We start from the raw sequence: 16597 nt of genomic DNA, 5'->3' as shown, positions 1-16597 counted from the left end.
TTATAACCTGTACTTGTGGTAAAATCTTCATAGAATACTATTACTTGATGAGGACCGGTATGAAAAAAAGCGTTTTAAAGGAATTCGCCCTGTTACTTGGGCTTATCGTTATTATTTCCATCGTAGCCAGAGTAATGAACGGTGGAGAAACTCTTGAGGAATATGGTCTAAAAAAGGCTTCCGCACAGGAAAGTTCTGAGAAAGCAAGTTCTCAGGAATCAAGCTCTGCGACGGAAAGCGCCGTGGTTGCAGGCTCAGAATCTTCATCGGATGAAGTAATTGCTAATGATGAAACTGTTGATACAGAAATAGCTGCAGAAGCTGCTACAGTTGAAATAGAAACTCCCACCCCAAGCCCTGAAAGAGTAACATTCATGGAAAATTTCTATTATGAACCGCTATCTGATGAGGTCATAGCCCGAATAACAGGTATATCCTATGTGGAAAACGACAACATCAGTCCTGATGAACTAAGATTTTGTTCACTTTTGTACAATGATTTCCAGGGCAATACCCAGATCGGTGAAATGATCTGCAACAGAAAAATCGCAGATGATGTGGTAGAGATCTTTTACGAACTGTATAAGAACGGATATCAGATAGAAAGCATTAAGCTTATAGATGAGTTCGGAGGCGATGACACAGCCTCCATGGAAGCCAACAACACTTCCTGTTTCAATTACCGCGTAGTGGAGGGAACCACAAGATTATCCAATCACGCCTATGGTCTTGCCATTGACCTGAATCCCTTCTATAACCCTTATATCACCTACAATAAGGACGGTACAACCAAGGTTTCACCGGAAGGCAGCCGTCAGTACGAAGACAGATCCGCAGCATTCCCATACAAGATTGACGAAAATGACCTTGCCTACAAACTTTTTAAGCAGCACGGCTTCACCTGGGGCGGGGATTGGAATTCGGCTAAGGATTATCAACACTTCGAGAGACCGTAATAATCCACACAGACTCGGAATTCGCCGCATCATCTGAAATAAAAAAAAGAGAGTTAAGAATGCAAGCATTCTAACTCTCTTTTATCATTTCATCTGGCGTGGCTCATTACTCGCGCAATTAAACGAGCTCAAGAACAACCATCATAGCTGCATCGCCTTTTCTCTGGCCGATCTTGATCATTCTGGTGTAACCACCCTTACGATCAGCGTACTTAGGGCCATACTCGTCGAACAGCTTAGCTACAAGGTCAACTTCCTTAGTGTTCTTCTTTCTTCCTGCCTTCTCAGTAGGAACCTCAGTTACAGGATAAAGAGTCTTAAGGAGCTGACGTCTTGCGTGCATTCTTGAAGGAAGATCCTTCTTGATTTCCTTCTTAACAGTTGTATACTTTGTAACCTTCTTGCCGTCTACAACCTCTTTTACTCTCTTGCCGTCTTTGTCCTTCTCAGGAACCTTGCAATCAACTGTAAGAGTCTCGAAGTTGTCCTTTTCCTTAGCTGCAAGAGTGATCATAGGCTCTACGATCTTCTTGATTTCCTTAGCTCTTGCCTCTGTGGTAACGATCTTTCCGTTGTAAAGAAGTGCTGTTACCTGGTTACGAAGAAGTGCTCTTCTGGGTTTTGTAGCTTTTCCAAGCTTTCTGTACATTGCCATTGTTTTAATTCCTTTCTCATCTGAAGGGTTCCCCCTTCTGTGGTACATCTGAGAATGCTCATTGGACTTACTTCCCGGATGCTGTTAATAAATGCCATGAGAAATCCGCTTCGGTACCCATCGGATTTACCCTCCGCGGATAATTCATAAACTAATTGATAAGATTTACTGCTCGCCATCCTGTCTCAGGGAAAGTCCAAGCTCATCAAGCTTAGCAAGAACCTCCTCGAGGGACTTACGTCCAAGGTTACGAACCTTCATCATATCGTCAGGAGTCTTGTTTGCAAGTTCCTGAACGGTATTAATACCGGCTCTCTTAAGGCAATTGAATGAACGAACTGAAAGCTCAAGCTCATCAATTGACATCTCGAGAACCTTGCCCTTCTCATCATCTTCCTTCTCAACCATAACCTCAGCGGTCTTGGCATTCTCAGAAAGATCAATGAAGAGGCTTAAGTGCTCACTAAGGACCTTAGCTGCAAGGCTGACTGCCTCGTCGGGAGCAAGTGTTCCGTCAGTGTGAACATCAAGTGTTAATTTGTCAAAGTCAGTTACCTGACCTACACGAGTATTCTCTACAGTTACATTTACTCTCTCTACAGGTGTGTAGATAGAATCGATAGCGATAACTCCGATAGGAAGATCGCCGGACTTATTCTTGTCAGAGCTTACATAACCTCTTCCCTTAGTGATGGTGAGCTCCATGTAGAGCTTAGCATCCTTGCCGGAAAGTGTAGCGATAACCTGATCAGGATTCATGATCTCTATGTCCTGGTCAACCTGAATATCTGAAGCCTTAACAACGCCCTCGCCGTTGAACTCAATATATGCAGTCTTAGGCTCGTTTGTGTCAGAAGAATTTCTGATGGAAAGGTTCTTTATATTCATGATGATCTCAGTCACATCCTCTTTAACGCCGGGGATGGAGCTGAACTCATGCAGTACGCCTTCGATTTTGACCTGACTTACTGCTGCTCCAGGTAATGAAGAGAGCATAATCCTACGAAGGGAATTGCCCAGTGTAATACCGTAACCTCTCTCAAGAGGCTCAACTACGAATTTACCATATTTCTTATCATCTGAAATTTCAGCAACTTCAATATTTGGTCTTTCAAAATCAAACACTGATATACCCTCCTTATGTGGTTAGTTAACAAGATAATTTTAACACAAAATTGCAACGCAATTCTATATTTATTACTTAGAATACAACTCGACGATAAGCATTTCGTCTACAGGAACGTCGATAACTTCTCTTGAAGGAAGTTCCTTTACTGTACCCTGAAGGTTTTCCTTGTTAACATCAAGCCACTCGGGAACGAGTCTGCCAGCAGTGATTTCAGAAATATCCTTGAATCTCTGGATGTTCTTAGCTGCTTCCTTAACTTCGATAACGTCGCCAGCCTTGATAAGGTATGAAGGGATGTTGATAACCTTGCCGTTAACAGTGATGAACTTATGAAGAACAACCTGTCTAGCCTCTCTTCTTGTTCTAGCAAATCCCATTCTGAATACTACGTTGTCAAGTCTTGTCTCAAGAATCGTCATAAGGTTTGTACCTGTCTGACCCTTCATTCTGTCGGCTCTGTCATAGTAGTTTCTGAAAGGCTTCTCAAGAACGCCATAGATAAACTTAGCCTTCTGCTTCTCGCGGAGCTGAAGTCCGTACTCGCTCATCTTCTTACCAGCTCTAGCTGATGTTCTCTTAGACTTCTTGTCATATCCAAGGAAAGTTGGATCAAGATCAAGTGATCTGCATCTTTTTAATACGGGAACTCTGTTTACTGCCATTTTGTTGGCTCCTTTCTTTTACTCAGATATACCCTGATATCTGATGTTGTTTACAATGCTTTGAATAATTGCACCTTCGTCCAACGAGTTAATATCATAAATTTATATGCACATGTAACTCGATGCTGTGAATAAATCGGAAACCCGATTATACTCTACGACGCTTAGGTGGGCGGCATCCGTTATGAGGTACAGGTGTTACGTCTGTGATAGATGTAACTGTAAGACCACTTGCAGCGAGAGCTCTGATTGCAGCTTCTCTTCCTGAACCGGGTCCCTTAACGAATACATCAACAGTCTTAAGGCCGTGAATAAGAGCAGCCTTAGTTGCTGTCTCTGCAGCTACCTGTGCAGCATAAGGAGTAGATTTCCTTGAACCCTTAAATCCCAGACCGCCGGCACTTGCCCAGCTAAGAGCGTTTCCTGCAGCATCTGTCAATGTAACGATTGTGTTATTGAAAGATGACTGGATGTGTGCCTGTCCGTGTTCAACGTTTTTCTTGACACGTTTCTTTGCAGCTGCCTTCTTTGCAGCTGAAGATGATTTCTGATTTGCCATTTTAAACTAACCTACTTTCTTCCTATAAATACTAGTTATAATGTTACTTCTAAGCCCGCCATGCACAAGCTTATATGATACAAAAGCTCACGAAAAAAATTATTTCTTCTTGTTAGCGATTGTTCTCTTTGGTCCTTTTCTTGTTCTTGCGTTTGTCTTAGTTCTCTGACCACGGCAAGGAAGTCCTCTTCTGTGACGCATACCTCTGAAGCATCCGATCTCTGTGAGTCTCTTGATGTTCATGGCAACTTCTCTTCTAAGGTCACCTTCTACTTCGTAGTCGTTACCGATGATCTCGGCAATTCTCTTTACTTCTTCGTCTGTAAGATCACGAACACGTGTGTCCGGATTTACTTTTGCTGTTTCGAGAATCTTGTTTGAGCTTGTTCTACCAATACCGTAGATGTATGTCAAACCGATCTCTACTCGCTTATCTCTAGGTAAATCTACACCTGCAATACGAGCCATTTTAATTCCTCCATTTGAAAAAATAAATAATTTACTGATATGAGAAGCTTTACTCCTCTTGCTCCGACTTATTTACGCGGAGCTGTTACTTGTTTGATTGGGGTCAAAAAAGAATTTCGCGACCCAATCGGACAAAGTTTAATCCGACTCTCCAATACACATTGGTATCAAAAAGTAATCCGAAAACGGCTCGAATTAACCCTGTCTCTGTTTGTGCTTAGGGTTGTCACAGATTACTCTGATTACGCCCTTTCTCTTAATAACCTTGCACTTTTCGCACATAGGCTTAACAGAAGACCTAACTTTCATCGTTACTCCTTTCCTGCATGGTAAAAAGCATGTAATACCTAAAGAAGGGCATAATACGCCCTTCTTCTAAAAAGACCATCTAACACTATATCATAAGCAAAAGCAACTTGCAAGTGTTTTTTTGATTATTGGACAATATTTTTACGATTTGTCATCCTACATTTTCATGATTGTTGAAGCTTACGCCTCTGTTGATATCGCCCTGGTGATTTACGCCAAAGTCGTAATCATTTCCGGGAAGTACTGCATTTAAGATGATTCCAAGAAGTGCAGCGATTGCAAGAGATGTAAGTGTAATGGATGTGCCTGCGATCTCAAAGGTGATTCCGTTTGAGAAGCCAAGTCCTGATACCAGGATAACTGCTGCTACAATGAGGTTTCTTGACTTAGTGAAGTCAACCTTGTTCTCAACTACGTTGCGAACACCGATAGCAGAGATCATTCCGTATAAAACGAAGCTGATACCGCCGATGATGGCAGTAGGCATTGTGCCGATGATGTCAGCCAGCTTGGGAATGAAGCTGATCACGATAGCGTAGCATGCTGCAAGTCTTACAACCTTGGGATCATATACCTTGGACAGCTCAAGAACGCCTGTGTTCTCACCGTATGTTGTATTGGCAGGTCCGCCGAACATTCCAGCAAGAGCTGTAGCAAGGCCGTCTCCGAGCAAAGTTCTGTGAAGACCGGGGTCTTCAATGAAGTTTCTGTCTGTAGTAGCGGAAATAGCAGAAATATCTCCAACGTGCTCCATCATGGTAGCAATTGCGATAGGTGCCATTACAAGAATAGCAGTGATATCGAACTTAGCAAGTACAAAGGGAGGAAGTCCAACCCAGCTTGCTGATGCGATAGGTGCAAAATCGATGATAGCGCTGCCGTCTGCATTGGTAAAGCCTATTGCCTGAAGTCCAAGAGCAACAACATAAGAGATAACAACACCCAGAAGAATAGGAATAATTCTGAGCATTCCCTTGCCCCAGATATTGAATCCGATAACAACCGCAAGAGCAACCAGAGCCAAAGGCCAGTTAACGGATGCATTGTTAACAGCAGAAGGTGCCAGTGAAAGACCGATGCAGATGATTATAGGTCCTGTAACTACAGGTGGAAGGAAGTGCATTACCTTTTTAACTCCCACAAGCTTGATAACAAGTGCAAGAACAAGATATAAAAGTCCTGCAACTACGATACCTCCGCATGCATAAGGAAGTTTCTCCCCGTAAGTCATTTCAGCATATTTACCTGTATTTAAGTTGGCAACAGTGGCGAATCCGCCAAGAAATGCAAATGATGATCCCAGAAAAGCCGGAACCTTGAATTTAGAACATAAATGAAAAAGAAGTGTACCAAGTCCTGCAAATAAAAGTGTTACCTGTACCGAAAGGCCTTCTCCGTTAAAATAACCGTTGACCAGAATCGGAACAAGAATAGTAGCCCCAAACATAGCGAACATGTGCTGTAATCCAAGCAGCGCCATCTTAGGCTTCCCCAGCGTTGTAGCGTCATAAATAGCCTGTCTTTTTTCTCCCATAGCTTCTCCTCCTTGTCATCGCCAAAACGGCTTCCCCAAGCCTCTTTGCGACAACTGAAACATATTTAATTTTCAACCGTTAAAGATTATAACAGATTTTGATTAAATTTGCTTATAATTTTCACCTTTTTTACTTTCTTGTATTTATCTTCAATATTACAATGTTAGAAGGAGGTTAAAACACAATGTATAGAGCAAGCGAAAAACGATATGACACAATGAAATACAACAGATGCGGCAAAAGCGGATTGCTCCTTCCCGCCGTTTCTCTGGGCTTCTGGCACAATTTTGGGGATACAGGAAATTACGAAAACATGGTAGAGATGTGTAAAACCGCTTTTGACAAAGGTATCACGCATTTTGACCTGGCAAATAACTACGGCCCTCAGCCCGGCAGCGCTGAGACCAACCTGGGCAAGATCATGAAGGAATACTTCCGGCCCTACAGGGATGAGCTTATTATCTCAACCAAGGCAGGCTATGACATGTGGCCCGGTCCTTACGGAAACTTCGGAAGCCGCAAATACCTGATCGCAAGCCTTGATCAGTCGCTGATGCGCATGGGGCTTGATTATGTAGACATATTCTATCACCACAGAATGGATCCTGAGACGCCTCTGGAAGAGACCATGAATGCACTGTCCCAGATTGTCCACAGCGGTAAAGCATTGTATGCCGGCCTTTCCAACTATGATGGACAGACACTTGAAAAAGCCACTAAGATCCTCGAGGATCTAAAGGTGCCCTTCATCATCAACCAGAATCGCTACAGCATCTTCGACAGAAGCATAGAAAAGAACGGTCTTAAGGAGACTTCAAAAAAGCTCGGCAAAGGAATCATCTGCTTCTCTCCTCTTGCACAGGGACTTCTGACAAACAGATACCTTGACGGAATTCCTGAAGACAGCAGAATCCGTACCGATGGTCGTTTCCTTAAGGAAGGTCAGCTGACCGAAGAAAAACTCGGACAGATAAGGGCACTTAATGAAATAGCCAAAAGAAGAAATCAGACTCTTGCAGAAATGGCTCTTGCCTGGGATCTTAAAGACGACTATATTACATCGGTTTTGATAGGTGCATCCAAACCATCTCAGATTCTTGATAACATAAAAGCAATTGAAAATACAGTCTTTTCACAGGAAGAACTGAATGCGATCGACGAAATATGCAGATCTTAATATGAAATAAAAAAGCGGCATCAGATACCTTGATATCCGATGCCGTCTTATATTTCGATATATTATTTATCTCTCCAGATGATTCTGCCCTTGGTAAGATCGTAAGGTGACAGCTCAAGTGTTACTTTGTCACCGGGCAAAATTCTGATGAAATTCTGTCTAAGTTTACCACTGATATGAGCTAAAACAACATGGCCGTTCTCAAGCTCTACCTGGAACATGGTGTTGGGAAGCTTCTCGATAACTTTTCCTTCAATTTCAATTACATCAGCCTTTGACATCTTTTTCCTCCTTAATCTAATCAAAAACCCGAATAGCATAATATCCTATGCTTACACTATTGTCAATATCTCCGGTTCACCATCTGTTATGGCGATGGTATTTTCATAATGTGCAGCCAGCGATCCGTCAACAGTTACCACTGTCCATTCATCGTCCAGCCATCCTACATATCGCTGTCCCATGGTGATCATGGGCTCTACGCAGATCGTCATTCCCTTCTTCAGTTTGACGCCCCTGCGCCATTGTCTGAAATTAGGTACGTTGGGCTCTTCATGCAGGCTCGTTCCTATACCGTGTCCCGTCAGTTCTCTGACTATGCCGTAGCCGTAGGGCTTAATATAAGCATCTATCGCATTTGAAATCTCATGAAGCCTGTTGCCGGCCCTGGCCTTTTTGATTCCTTCAAAAAAGCTCTCTCTGGTAACATCAATTAGCTTCTGAGCCTCATCTGAGATCTTGCCAACGCCCCAGGTCCTGGCCGCATCCGAATGGTATCCCTTATAGATAAGTCCCGTATCGAAGGTGACTATATCACCCTCCTTAAGAATCCTGTCCTTACTGGGTATTCCATGGACAACTTCATCATTGACTGATATACACACGGCTGCAGGAAATCCTTCATAGTCCTTGCAGTTGGGAATGCCTCCCAATGCCCTGATTGTCCTCTCGCCAATCTCGTCAAGCTCCTGAGTTGAGATACCGGGTCTTACGGCGGCATGGAGTTCTTCATGAACCTTAGCCAAAAGATGTCCCGACTTCCTCATCAGTTCCAATTCTTCATCGCTTTTAATTGTTATAGCCATATGGTATGTACCGAAATCTTATGCATTAAGAATGTCGACGATAGCATCAAATACGTCCTTCATATCCTTTGTTCCGTCTACGGTTCTTAAAATGCCCTTCTTGTCATAATAATCAATAAGTGGCTGAGTCTGCTCATGATAAACGGACAATCTGTTCTGAACTGTCTCAGGCGCATCATCCGCTCTCAAAACAAGCTCGCTTCCGCATTTATCACAGATTCCTTCCTGCTTCGGAGGAATGTGCTCAATATGGTAAGTAGCACCGCACTTAAGGCAGGCTCTTCTTCCTGACATTCTGCGAACGATGTTCTCGTCGGGAACGTCTACATTTACAGCAAAATCTACTTTGTCACCAAGCTTGGTGAGTTCTGCATCCAGAACGTCAGCCTGGGGAATAGTACGTGGAAATCCATCAAGAACATAGCCGTCCTTGCAATCCTCATTGGCAACTCTGTCAAGGAGAAGCTCAACTGTGAGCTCATCGGGAACAAGAAGTCCCTTGTCCATATACTCCTTGGCCTTCTTGCCAAGCTCTGTTCCATTCTTGATATTAGCTCTGAAAATATCTCCTGTAGAGATGTGGGGGATATTGTATTTATCCGCGATCATCTGAGCCTGTGTACCTTTTCCCGCTCCGGGTGCACCCAACATAATAATTTTCATACTTGTGTTTCCTTCTCTTTTCCTATTATTTTTCGAAAAAACCTCACAACTAACTATGTTATCACAAACTTTTCCATAGAAAAAGAGATAGAACAAAAAAGGTTTCAGGATTTACATAAGCAAATCCTGAAACCTCATATTGTTTTTAGTAATCAATCTTCAAGGAATCCCTTGTAGTTTCTAACGAGCATCTGAGATTCAATCTGCTTGATTGTCTCTAAGATAACGCTTACTACGATGATAAGGCTGGTGCCGCCGAAGGAAACCTTAGCTCCGAACATACCATTGAAGAAGATAGGAAGTACACCAACGATGGTGAGTCCGCATGCTCCAATGAAAATGATGTAGTTCAGAATGTTGTTAAGGTACTCGCTGGTAGGCTTACCAGGTCTGATTCCCGGGATGAATCCACCCTGCTTCTTCATGTTCTCTGCAATCTCAATCGGATTGAAAGTGATTGAAGTATAGAAATAAGCAAAGAAGATCAACAATAAAATATAAACAATTAAACCGATTGAATAATTCCAATGGTTAGGATTGCACCAGTTGCTCTGATTCAAATATGCAACGAACTTACCCCAGAATCCTGTTCCTTTATAACCAACAAGCTGCGTGATTATAATAGGGAACTGGAACAGAGACATTGCAAAAATGATTGGCATAACGCCGGCTGTATTGACTTTCAGAGGAATCTCGGAACGGTTTCCACCGTAAGTCTTTCTTCCCTGAATCTTCTTAGCATACTGAACAGGAATTCTGCGCTCAGCGCCGTTAAGAAGAACTACCATTACAACCATCGCAACAACTACTGCAATAATGATAATGCCTGATACAACTCCCCTTGCAATAGGCTTGCCGCTTACGAACTGATCGTAAAGCGCCTTGAAATCTGACGGCATTCTTGAAAGAATGTTGATAGTCAGAACTATAGATATACCGTTTCCAACCCCATTTTCTGTGATTCTTTCACCAATCCACATCAGGAATGCACTGCCGGCTGTAAGAGCTACAACAACCTGGATTACCAGGAAGATTGACTGCTCTGTGAGGAAGCCTTGATTTCTGTAAAAACCAATAGCCATTGCAATGGACTCGATCAAAGCAAGTGCTACAGTCACATATCTTGTGAGTGCTGTAAGCTTCTTTCTTCCATCCTCACCATCTCTCTGCCATTCCTCAAACTTGGGAATTGCAATTGTGAGAAGCTGGATAATAATGGATGAAGTAATGTACGGTGTGATATTGAGTGCCAGGATTGACATGTTCTCAAAGGATCCACCGGTGAATCGATCCATGAAGCCAAAAGAATCGCTGCTTGAAAGGCTCTTAAACCAATTCTGGAATACTGAGACATTCATACCGGGAACCGGTACCGCAGATCCAAGTCTTATAACTGCGAGCATCGCAATTGTGAAAAGGATCTTTACTCTTAATTCTCTGACTTTTAATGCATTCATTAGGGACTTAAACATTATTAGATCACCTCTGTTGTTCCACCAAGAGCCTCGATCTTCTCCTTAGCAGATGCGCTGAACGCATTAGCCTTAACCGTAAGCTTCTTAGTAAATTCTCCGTTGCCGAGGATCTTCACGCCGTCAAGTTCTTTCTTGATGATTCCCTGATCCTTGAGTGCCTGAATATCGACAACTGCTCCGTTATCAAATACTTCAAGTGCGCTAAGATTGATGCCTACGATATTCTTATGGTTGATGTTCTTGAAGCCTCTCTTAGGAAGTCTTCTGAACAGTGGCATCTGACCACCTTCGAAACCAGGTCTGGGAGCACCAGAACGAGCCTTCTGACCCTTGTGTCCCTTACCAGCGGTCTTGCCATTTCCTGAACCATGGCCACGACCTCTTCTAAAATTATCGCTCTGTACAGAACCCTCAGCAGGTCTTAAGTTGGATAATTCCATGATATTCCTCCTTATAGATGCCGGGACTTTGTACGCTCAACGCAGCACATATATTATTATACACCACTTGCATACAGTAAAACAGTCCCGGATGAAATTTTATTTACAAAAATTTTCTATTACCGTTAATTTTGTACCAAAACGATATTAGATCTCTTCAACCTTTACAAGGTGTCTGATCTGCTGAATCTGACCTCTTGTTGCAGAGTTGTCAGGAAGTTCAACAGAACTGTTAAGTTTCTTGAATCCCATTGATTTTACGGTAGCTACCTGCTTAGGAACAGCTCCAATTGTGGACTTAACCAATGTGATCTTAAGCTTCTTCTCGTTTGCCATTGATTTTCTCCTTTTATTATGCGGTTACTTCTGCTACAGACTTACCGCGCTTTGCAGCTACTTCTTCAGGTGTCTTTAACTGAGCAAGGCCATTGATTGTAGCATAAACAACGTTCTGCTTGTTGTTTGAACCAAGTGACTTTGTTCTGATATTTCTGATGCCTGCAAGCTCACATACGGAACGAGCGGGACCACCAGCGATGATACCGGTACCTTCAGGAGATCTCTTAAGTAAAACCTCAGCAGATCCGAACTTACCAATAAAATCATGTGTGATTGAGTTGTTCTCATCAAGAGGAACAGTGATCAGGTTCTTGGTAGCATCTTCCTTACCCTTACGGATAGCATCCGGAATTTCAGTAGACTTTCCAAGACCTACACCAACGTGTCCATTGTTGTCACCAACTACTACGAGTGCAGTGAACTTCATGTTACGTCCACCCTTAACAACCTTTGTAACACGCTTGATGGTTACAACTTTATCTGTCAATTCGAGCTGACTTGCATCAACGATATTACGCTTCATTTTGTGTGTTCTCCCTTCTTAGAATTCCAAGCCAGCTTCTCTGGCAGCCTCGGCAACAGCCTTAACCTTGCCGTGGTAAATATAACCGCCTCTGTCGAATACAACAGCCTTGATGCCCTTCTCAAGAGCTCTCTTTGCAACAACGTCTCCAACCTTTGTTGCTGCTTCAATGTCGTCTGTATTCTTAAGCTCAGCCTTGATATCTTTTTCAAGAGTTGAAGCAGATACAAGTGTCTTGCCGGCAACATCATCAATAACCTGTGCATATACATGATTATTGCTTCTAAATACTGCTAAACGTGGTCTTTCAGCTGTGCCGCTGAAACGATTACGAATCTTCATGTGCTTTTTAACACGAATTTTCTGTCTTGATTCCTTACTAACCATTTTGCACTCTCCTTATCTTAATTATTTCTTACCGGTCTTACCAACTTTACGCTTGATAACCTCATCAGAATACTTGATTCCTTTGCCCTTATAAGGCTCGGGAGCTCTCTTCTCTCTGATGATTGCAGCGTGCTGGCCAACCGCCTCTTTGTCGATACCCTTAACTGTGATTACCTGTCCCTCTACAACTGTCTCGATTCCCTCAGGATCTTCAAGTTCTACAGGATGTGAATAACCAAGTGTAAGAGAGAGTGTCTTGCCATTCTTAGCAGCCCTGTAACCTACACCGTTTACCTCAAGCTTTTTCTCAAAACCATCTGTTACACCAACAACCATGTTGTTGAGAAGGCTTCTTGAAAGGCCGTGTAAAGCTCTTGTCTTCTTCTGATCGTCAGGTCTCTTAACCTCGATCTGTCCGTCGCCCTGCTCGAAAAGAATCTCTGCAGGGAAAACTCTTGTAAGGGTACCCTTAGGTCCCTTTACAGTCACCTTATTATTTTCTGCAACTTCTACTGTTACACCAGCAGGAACTGCGATTGGCATTTTTCCAATTCGTGACATGCCCGTACCTCCAATTTACCAAATGAATGCAAGAACTTCGCCACCAACCTGGAGCTCTCTTGCTTTTTTATCAGTTACAACGCCCTGGTTAGTTGAAAGAATTGCAATACCAAGACCACCTAATACTCTGGGAAGCTCTTCCTTGCCTGCGTATACACGAAGACCGGGCTTAGAGATTCTCTTAAGGCCTGTGATAACCTTATCGTTTCTGTCTACGCCATACTTAAGAGTGATGTGAAGAGTCTTGAAAGCGCCATCTTCGATTACATCAAGCTTCTTAATATAACCCTCTTCAAGAAGGATGTTTGCGATTGCAAGCTTCATCTTTGAAGAAGGAACATCAACAGTGTCATGCTTTGCAGTGTTTGCGTTACGAATTCTTGTAAGCATATCTGCAATAGGATCGTTCATTGCCATTTTATAATTGCCTCCTTAATTATTATTGCTTCGCCTTACTACTCCCCGAATTGAGCAGAGACACGAAGCCGCAATGTCTGAGGGCTGAGCCCTCAATTACTAAACTTCTATTTTTTTATAAAATGTGATCCCCATCCCGGATCACAATTATAAACTGTGTGAATTACCAAGATGCTTTTCTAACACCAGGAATCTCGCCCTTATATGCAAGCTCACGGAAGCAAATTCTGCAGATTCCGTACTTTCTAAGATAAGCATGAGGACGACCGCAGATCTTACAACGGTTATAAGCACGTGTAGAGAACTTTGGTTTCATCTGCTGTTTTAACTTCATGGATAATTTAGCCATGTGTTTCTTTCCCTCCTATAATTACTTTGCAAAAGGCATATTGAACAGAGTAAGAAGCTCACGAGCCTCCTCGTCTGTCTTAGCTGTTGTTGTGAAAATGATGTCCATACCTCTTGTCTTGTCAATCTTATCGTACTCGATCTCAGGGAAGATGAGCTGCTCCTTGATACCAAGAGCATAGTTTCCTCTGCCATCAAATGCGTTGGGATTGATTCCTCTGAAGTCACGTACACGAGGAAGTGCAAGGTTTACGAGACGATCAAGGAAATCGTACATCTTGTCGCCACGAAGAGTTACCTTACATCCGATAGGCATACCCTCTCTAAGTTTGAAGTTAGCGATTGACTTCTTAGCCTTTGTGATTACAGGCTTCTGACCAGAAATAATAGCCATATCATTAGCGGCATTCTCAAGAAGCTTAGCATTCTCCTTAGCCTCTCCAACGCCCATATTGATAACGATCTTGTCGAGCTTGGGAACTTCCATTACGTTCTTGTAACCGAACTTCTTTGTCATAGCATCAACGATCTCGTTCTTGTATAAATCCTTATATCTACTCAACGTTATTTACCTCCTTCCTGAATTAGTCGATAACCTCACCGGTCTTCTTAGCGATGCGGCTTTTCTTAACAACCTTACCATTCTCGTCTTTCTCTACTTTGAATCCGACCTTGGTAGGCTGTCCGTTATGAAGTAACATAACGTTTGAGATATCAAGAGCAGCTTCGCGCTCTACAATACCGCCATTAGGATTCTTTGCAGAAGGCTTCTCGTGATGGATTGCCTTGTTGACACCCTCAACGACTACCTTTCCGTTCTTTGTATCAACTGAAAGGACTTTTCCTTCCTTGTCGATTTCACCACCGGCGATAACCTTAACCATATCACCCTTCTTGATCTTACTTGTTGACATATGGGCGCCTCCTTATAATACTTCCGGAGCAAGAGAAAGGATCTTCATGAACTTTTTCTCACGAAGCTCTCTGGCTACGGGTCCAAATATACGTGTTCCCTTAGGCGTACCATCTTCATTGATAACAACAGCAGCGTTCTCATCAAATCTGATGTAGGAACCGTCCTTACGACGTGTCTCTTTTACAGTACGAACGACAACAGCCTTAACAACGTCACCCTTCTTTACAACTCCACCGGGTGTTGCTTCTTTAACAGAAGCAACTATTGTGTCGCCGATTCTCGCATATCTTCTTGTAGATCCACCCATAACACGGATTGTAAGAAGCTCTTTAGCACCTGTGTTATCAGCGACCTTCAGTCTACTTTCCTGCTGAATCATGATATTTCTCCTTTTTTGAATTACTTTGCACGTTCAATAATGGATACAAGTCTCCATCTCTTATCCTTGGAGATAGGCTTTGTCTCCATGACCTTAACTGTGTCACCAATACGGCACTCATTGTTCTCGTCATGAGCCTTAAGCTTATAAGTTCTCTTTACGATCTTCTTGTAAAGAGGATGCTTAACATGGTCCTCAATGGAAACTGTGATGGTTTTATCCATCTTATCGCTTGTTACTTTACCAACACGCGTTTTTCTTAAATTTCTTTCCACGGTCTATTTCTCCTTTATAAAGTCAAGGTTAAGGCGATCAAGCCTTAGCATTCTGTGTAATAACAGTCTGGATTCTTGCAATATTTCTTCTTACTTCTTTAATTCTTGCTGTATTATCCAACTGGTTTGTAGCGTTCTGGAACTTAAGATTGAAAAGCTCCTTCTTAGCTGAAACAAGCTCTGTCTGAAGCTCATCAGCTGACTTAGCCTTAAGCTCTTCTACATACTTATTAGTCTTCATTAGATACACCGCCTTCCAAATCAGCCTTAGATACGATCTTGCATCTGCAAGGAAGCTTGTGAGTCGCAAGACGAAGAGCTTCTCTCGCATCGGCTTCGGCAACACCACCGATCTCGAACATTACACGACCGGGTTTAACAACAGCTACCCATCTGTCAGTTGCACCCTTACCAGAACCCATTCGAGTTCCAAGAGGCTTTAATGTGACAGGCTTGTCAGGGAAGATTTTGATCCAAACCTGACCACCACGCTTGATGAAACGTGTCATAGCTACACGGGCTGCCTCAATCTGGTTTGAATTGATCCAGCAAGGCTCAAGCGCAACGATACCGAATTCACCGTAACTAATTTTGTTACCACGAGTAATTTTATGAGCCATTGAACCGCGGAACTGCTTGCGGTGCTTAACTCTCTTTGGCATTAACATTATTTATCGCTCCCTTCCTTATCTGAATTCTCACCTGCTTTGGTCGGAAGTACTTCACCCTTGTAGATCCATACCTTTACACCAACCTTACCGTAGGTTGTGTCTGCTTCAGCAAAACCATAATCGATATCAGCTCTAAGTGTCTGAAGAGGAATAGTTCCCTCACTGTAGAACTCTGAACGAGCGATATCAGCACCACCGAGACGGCCTGAGCAGCATGCCTTGATACCAAGGGCATCTGTCTTCATTGTTCTGCTCATGCAGGACTTCATTGCTCTTCTGAATGATACACGGTTCTCAAGCTGCTGAGCGATGTTCTCTGCAACGAGCTGTGCATCCTTATCGGGCTTCTTGATCTCTTTGATATCAACAAGAACCTTCTTGTCTGTAAGCTTAGAAAGCTCTTTCTTGGTTACTTCGATCTCAGCACCGCCCTTACCGATAACAACACCGGGCTTAGCTGTGTAAACGATAACCTTAACTCTGTCTGATGCTCTCTCGATCTCGATCTTAGAAACACCAGCTGCATATAATTTCTTCTTCAGAAATTTTCTGATATTGTAATCTTCTACAAGATTATTGGCAAAATCGCCAGATTCAGCATACCACTTGGAATCCCAGTCAGCGATTACACCAACTCTGAGACCATGAGGATTAACTTTCTGTCCCAT

The 16597-nt window shown here is 42.9% G+C and carries 27 protein-coding genes; 2 read left to right on the top strand and 25 right to left on the bottom strand.

Annotation, left to right across the window (positions count from 1 at the left end; all coding sequences use genetic code 11):
• Window positions 1-59 precede the first annotated feature (59 nt).
• Window positions 60-956: a M15 family metallopeptidase gene (locus tag G588_RS21405; RefSeq protein WP_022778113.1), complete on the top strand. Its 897-nt coding sequence runs from the start codon at window positions 60-62 to the stop codon at window positions 954-956.
• Between the two features lie 118 nt (window positions 957-1074).
• Here the strand turns inward: G588_RS21405 and G588_RS0107400 are convergent, their stop codons facing one another.
• From G588_RS0107400 to G588_RS0107370, 7 genes are all read right to left on the bottom strand, one after another.
• Window positions 1075-1611 (bottom strand): bL17 family ribosomal protein, encoded by a 537-nt coding sequence (locus G588_RS0107400; RefSeq protein WP_026668646.1) that lies wholly within the window; start codon window positions 1609-1611, stop codon window positions 1075-1077.
• A 165-nt stretch (window positions 1612-1776) separates the two neighbouring features.
• A complete protein-coding gene (locus tag G588_RS0107395) occupies window positions 1777-2736 on the bottom strand; it encodes a DNA-directed RNA polymerase subunit alpha (protein ID WP_022778111.1) in 960 nt (319 codons plus the stop codon).
• Between the two features lie 72 nt (window positions 2737-2808).
• On the bottom strand, window positions 2809-3402 hold the full coding sequence (gene rpsD / locus G588_RS0107390) for a 30S ribosomal protein S4 (RefSeq protein WP_022778110.1): 594 nt from the start codon (window positions 3400-3402) through the stop codon (window positions 2809-2811).
• 148 nt (window positions 3403-3550) lie between these two features.
• Window positions 3551-3961, bottom strand: a complete 411-nt coding sequence (gene rpsK, locus G588_RS0107385; RefSeq protein ID WP_022778109.1) for a 30S ribosomal protein S11 — start codon at window positions 3959-3961, stop codon at window positions 3551-3553.
• Window positions 3962-4060: 99 nt separating this feature from the next.
• Window positions 4061-4429: a 30S ribosomal protein S13 gene (gene rpsM / locus G588_RS0107380; RefSeq protein ID WP_026668645.1), complete on the bottom strand. Its 369-nt coding sequence runs from the start codon at window positions 4427-4429 to the stop codon at window positions 4061-4063.
• A 195-nt stretch (window positions 4430-4624) separates the two neighbouring features.
• Window positions 4625-4738 carry a 50S ribosomal protein L36 gene (rpmJ, locus tag G588_RS0107375; protein WP_013280022.1) on the bottom strand — a complete coding sequence of 38 codons (114 nt, stop codon included), beginning with the start codon at window positions 4736-4738 and terminating at the stop codon, window positions 4625-4627.
• A gap of 151 nt (window positions 4739-4889) precedes the next feature.
• Window positions 4890-6272, bottom strand: a complete 1383-nt coding sequence (locus tag G588_RS0107370) for a uracil-xanthine permease family protein (RefSeq protein WP_022778107.1) — start codon at window positions 6270-6272, stop codon at window positions 4890-4892.
• Between the two features lie 185 nt (window positions 6273-6457).
• Between G588_RS0107370 and G588_RS0107365 the strand changes: the two genes are divergently transcribed.
• Window positions 6458-7450: an aldo/keto reductase gene (locus G588_RS0107365; protein ID WP_022778106.1), complete on the top strand. Its 993-nt coding sequence runs from the start codon at window positions 6458-6460 to the stop codon at window positions 7448-7450.
• Between the two features lie 62 nt (window positions 7451-7512).
• Here the strand turns inward: G588_RS0107365 and infA are convergent, their stop codons facing one another.
• From infA to rpsC, 18 genes are all read right to left on the bottom strand, one after another.
• A complete protein-coding gene (infA, locus tag G588_RS0107360) occupies window positions 7513-7731 on the bottom strand; it encodes a translation initiation factor IF-1 (RefSeq protein ID WP_013280019.1) in 219 nt (72 codons plus the stop codon).
• Between the two features lie 51 nt (window positions 7732-7782).
• Window positions 7783-8535, bottom strand: a complete 753-nt coding sequence (gene map, locus G588_RS0107355) for a type I methionyl aminopeptidase (protein ID WP_022778105.1) — start codon at window positions 8533-8535, stop codon at window positions 7783-7785.
• 18 nt (window positions 8536-8553) lie between these two features.
• Complete coding sequence (locus G588_RS0107350; protein ID WP_022778104.1) at window positions 8554-9198, bottom strand: adenylate kinase; 645 nt, start codon at window positions 9196-9198, stop codon at window positions 8554-8556.
• 152 nt (window positions 9199-9350) lie between these two features.
• Window positions 9351-10670, bottom strand: a complete 1320-nt coding sequence (gene secY / locus G588_RS0107345) for a preprotein translocase subunit SecY (RefSeq protein ID WP_022778103.1) — start codon at window positions 10668-10670, stop codon at window positions 9351-9353.
• 2 nt (window positions 10671-10672) lie between these two features.
• A complete protein-coding gene (gene rplO, locus G588_RS0107340) occupies window positions 10673-11113 on the bottom strand; it encodes a 50S ribosomal protein L15 (RefSeq protein WP_022778102.1) in 441 nt (146 codons plus the stop codon).
• 147 nt (window positions 11114-11260) lie between these two features.
• Complete coding sequence (rpmD, locus tag G588_RS0107335) at window positions 11261-11449, bottom strand: 50S ribosomal protein L30 (RefSeq protein ID WP_022778101.1); 189 nt, start codon at window positions 11447-11449, stop codon at window positions 11261-11263.
• A 16-nt stretch (window positions 11450-11465) separates the two neighbouring features.
• Window positions 11466-11975 carry a 30S ribosomal protein S5 gene (gene rpsE / locus G588_RS0107330; RefSeq protein ID WP_022764367.1) on the bottom strand — a complete coding sequence of 170 codons (510 nt, stop codon included), beginning with the start codon at window positions 11973-11975 and terminating at the stop codon, window positions 11466-11468.
• A gap of 18 nt (window positions 11976-11993) precedes the next feature.
• Complete coding sequence (rplR, locus tag G588_RS0107325) at window positions 11994-12362, bottom strand: 50S ribosomal protein L18 (protein WP_022778100.1); 369 nt, start codon at window positions 12360-12362, stop codon at window positions 11994-11996.
• A 21-nt stretch (window positions 12363-12383) separates the two neighbouring features.
• Entirely contained in the window at window positions 12384-12923 is a 540-nt protein-coding gene (gene rplF, locus G588_RS0107320) for a 50S ribosomal protein L6 (RefSeq protein WP_022778099.1), read from the bottom strand.
• Window positions 12924-12938: 15 nt separating this feature from the next.
• Entirely contained in the window at window positions 12939-13340 is a 402-nt protein-coding gene (gene rpsH / locus G588_RS0107315) for a 30S ribosomal protein S8 (protein WP_022778098.1), read from the bottom strand.
• Between the two features lie 163 nt (window positions 13341-13503).
• On the bottom strand, window positions 13504-13689 hold the full coding sequence (locus tag G588_RS0107310; protein ID WP_022764364.1) for a type Z 30S ribosomal protein S14: 186 nt from the start codon (window positions 13687-13689) through the stop codon (window positions 13504-13506).
• 21 nt (window positions 13690-13710) lie between these two features.
• Entirely contained in the window at window positions 13711-14250 is a 540-nt protein-coding gene (gene rplE / locus G588_RS0107305) for a 50S ribosomal protein L5 (RefSeq protein ID WP_022778097.1), read from the bottom strand.
• Window positions 14251-14272: 22 nt separating this feature from the next.
• Window positions 14273-14602, bottom strand: coding sequence for a 50S ribosomal protein L24 (gene rplX, locus G588_RS0107300; protein WP_022778096.1), 330 nt, complete (start codon window positions 14600-14602; stop codon window positions 14273-14275).
• 12 nt (window positions 14603-14614) lie between these two features.
• The gene (gene rplN / locus G588_RS0107295) at window positions 14615-14983 is read right to left on the bottom strand and encodes a 50S ribosomal protein L14 (RefSeq protein WP_013280006.1); all 369 of its coding nucleotides are present in this window, start codon (window positions 14981-14983) and stop codon (window positions 14615-14617) included.
• A 20-nt stretch (window positions 14984-15003) separates the two neighbouring features.
• Window positions 15004-15258, bottom strand: a complete 255-nt coding sequence (gene rpsQ, locus G588_RS0107290; protein WP_013280005.1) for a 30S ribosomal protein S17 — start codon at window positions 15256-15258, stop codon at window positions 15004-15006.
• Between the two features lie 37 nt (window positions 15259-15295).
• Window positions 15296-15499 (bottom strand): 50S ribosomal protein L29, encoded by a 204-nt coding sequence (gene rpmC / locus G588_RS0107285; protein ID WP_022778095.1) that lies wholly within the window; start codon window positions 15497-15499, stop codon window positions 15296-15298.
• A complete protein-coding gene (gene rplP, locus G588_RS0107280) occupies window positions 15489-15926 on the bottom strand; it encodes a 50S ribosomal protein L16 (RefSeq protein WP_022778094.1) in 438 nt (145 codons plus the stop codon). The genes rpmC and rplP overlap by 11 nt, the downstream gene beginning before the upstream one ends.
• The gene (gene rpsC, locus G588_RS0107275) at window positions 15926-16597 is read right to left on the bottom strand and encodes a 30S ribosomal protein S3 (RefSeq protein ID WP_022778093.1); all 672 of its coding nucleotides are present in this window, start codon (window positions 16595-16597) and stop codon (window positions 15926-15928) included. Before rpsC ends, rplP begins: the two co-directional genes overlap by 1 nt.

It is taken from the genome of Butyrivibrio sp. AE3009, from assembly GCF_000420845.1.
Classification (GTDB): domain Bacteria; phylum Bacillota; class Clostridia; order Lachnospirales; family Lachnospiraceae; genus Butyrivibrio.
This window is presented reverse-complemented; position numbering and strand designations above follow the sequence as displayed.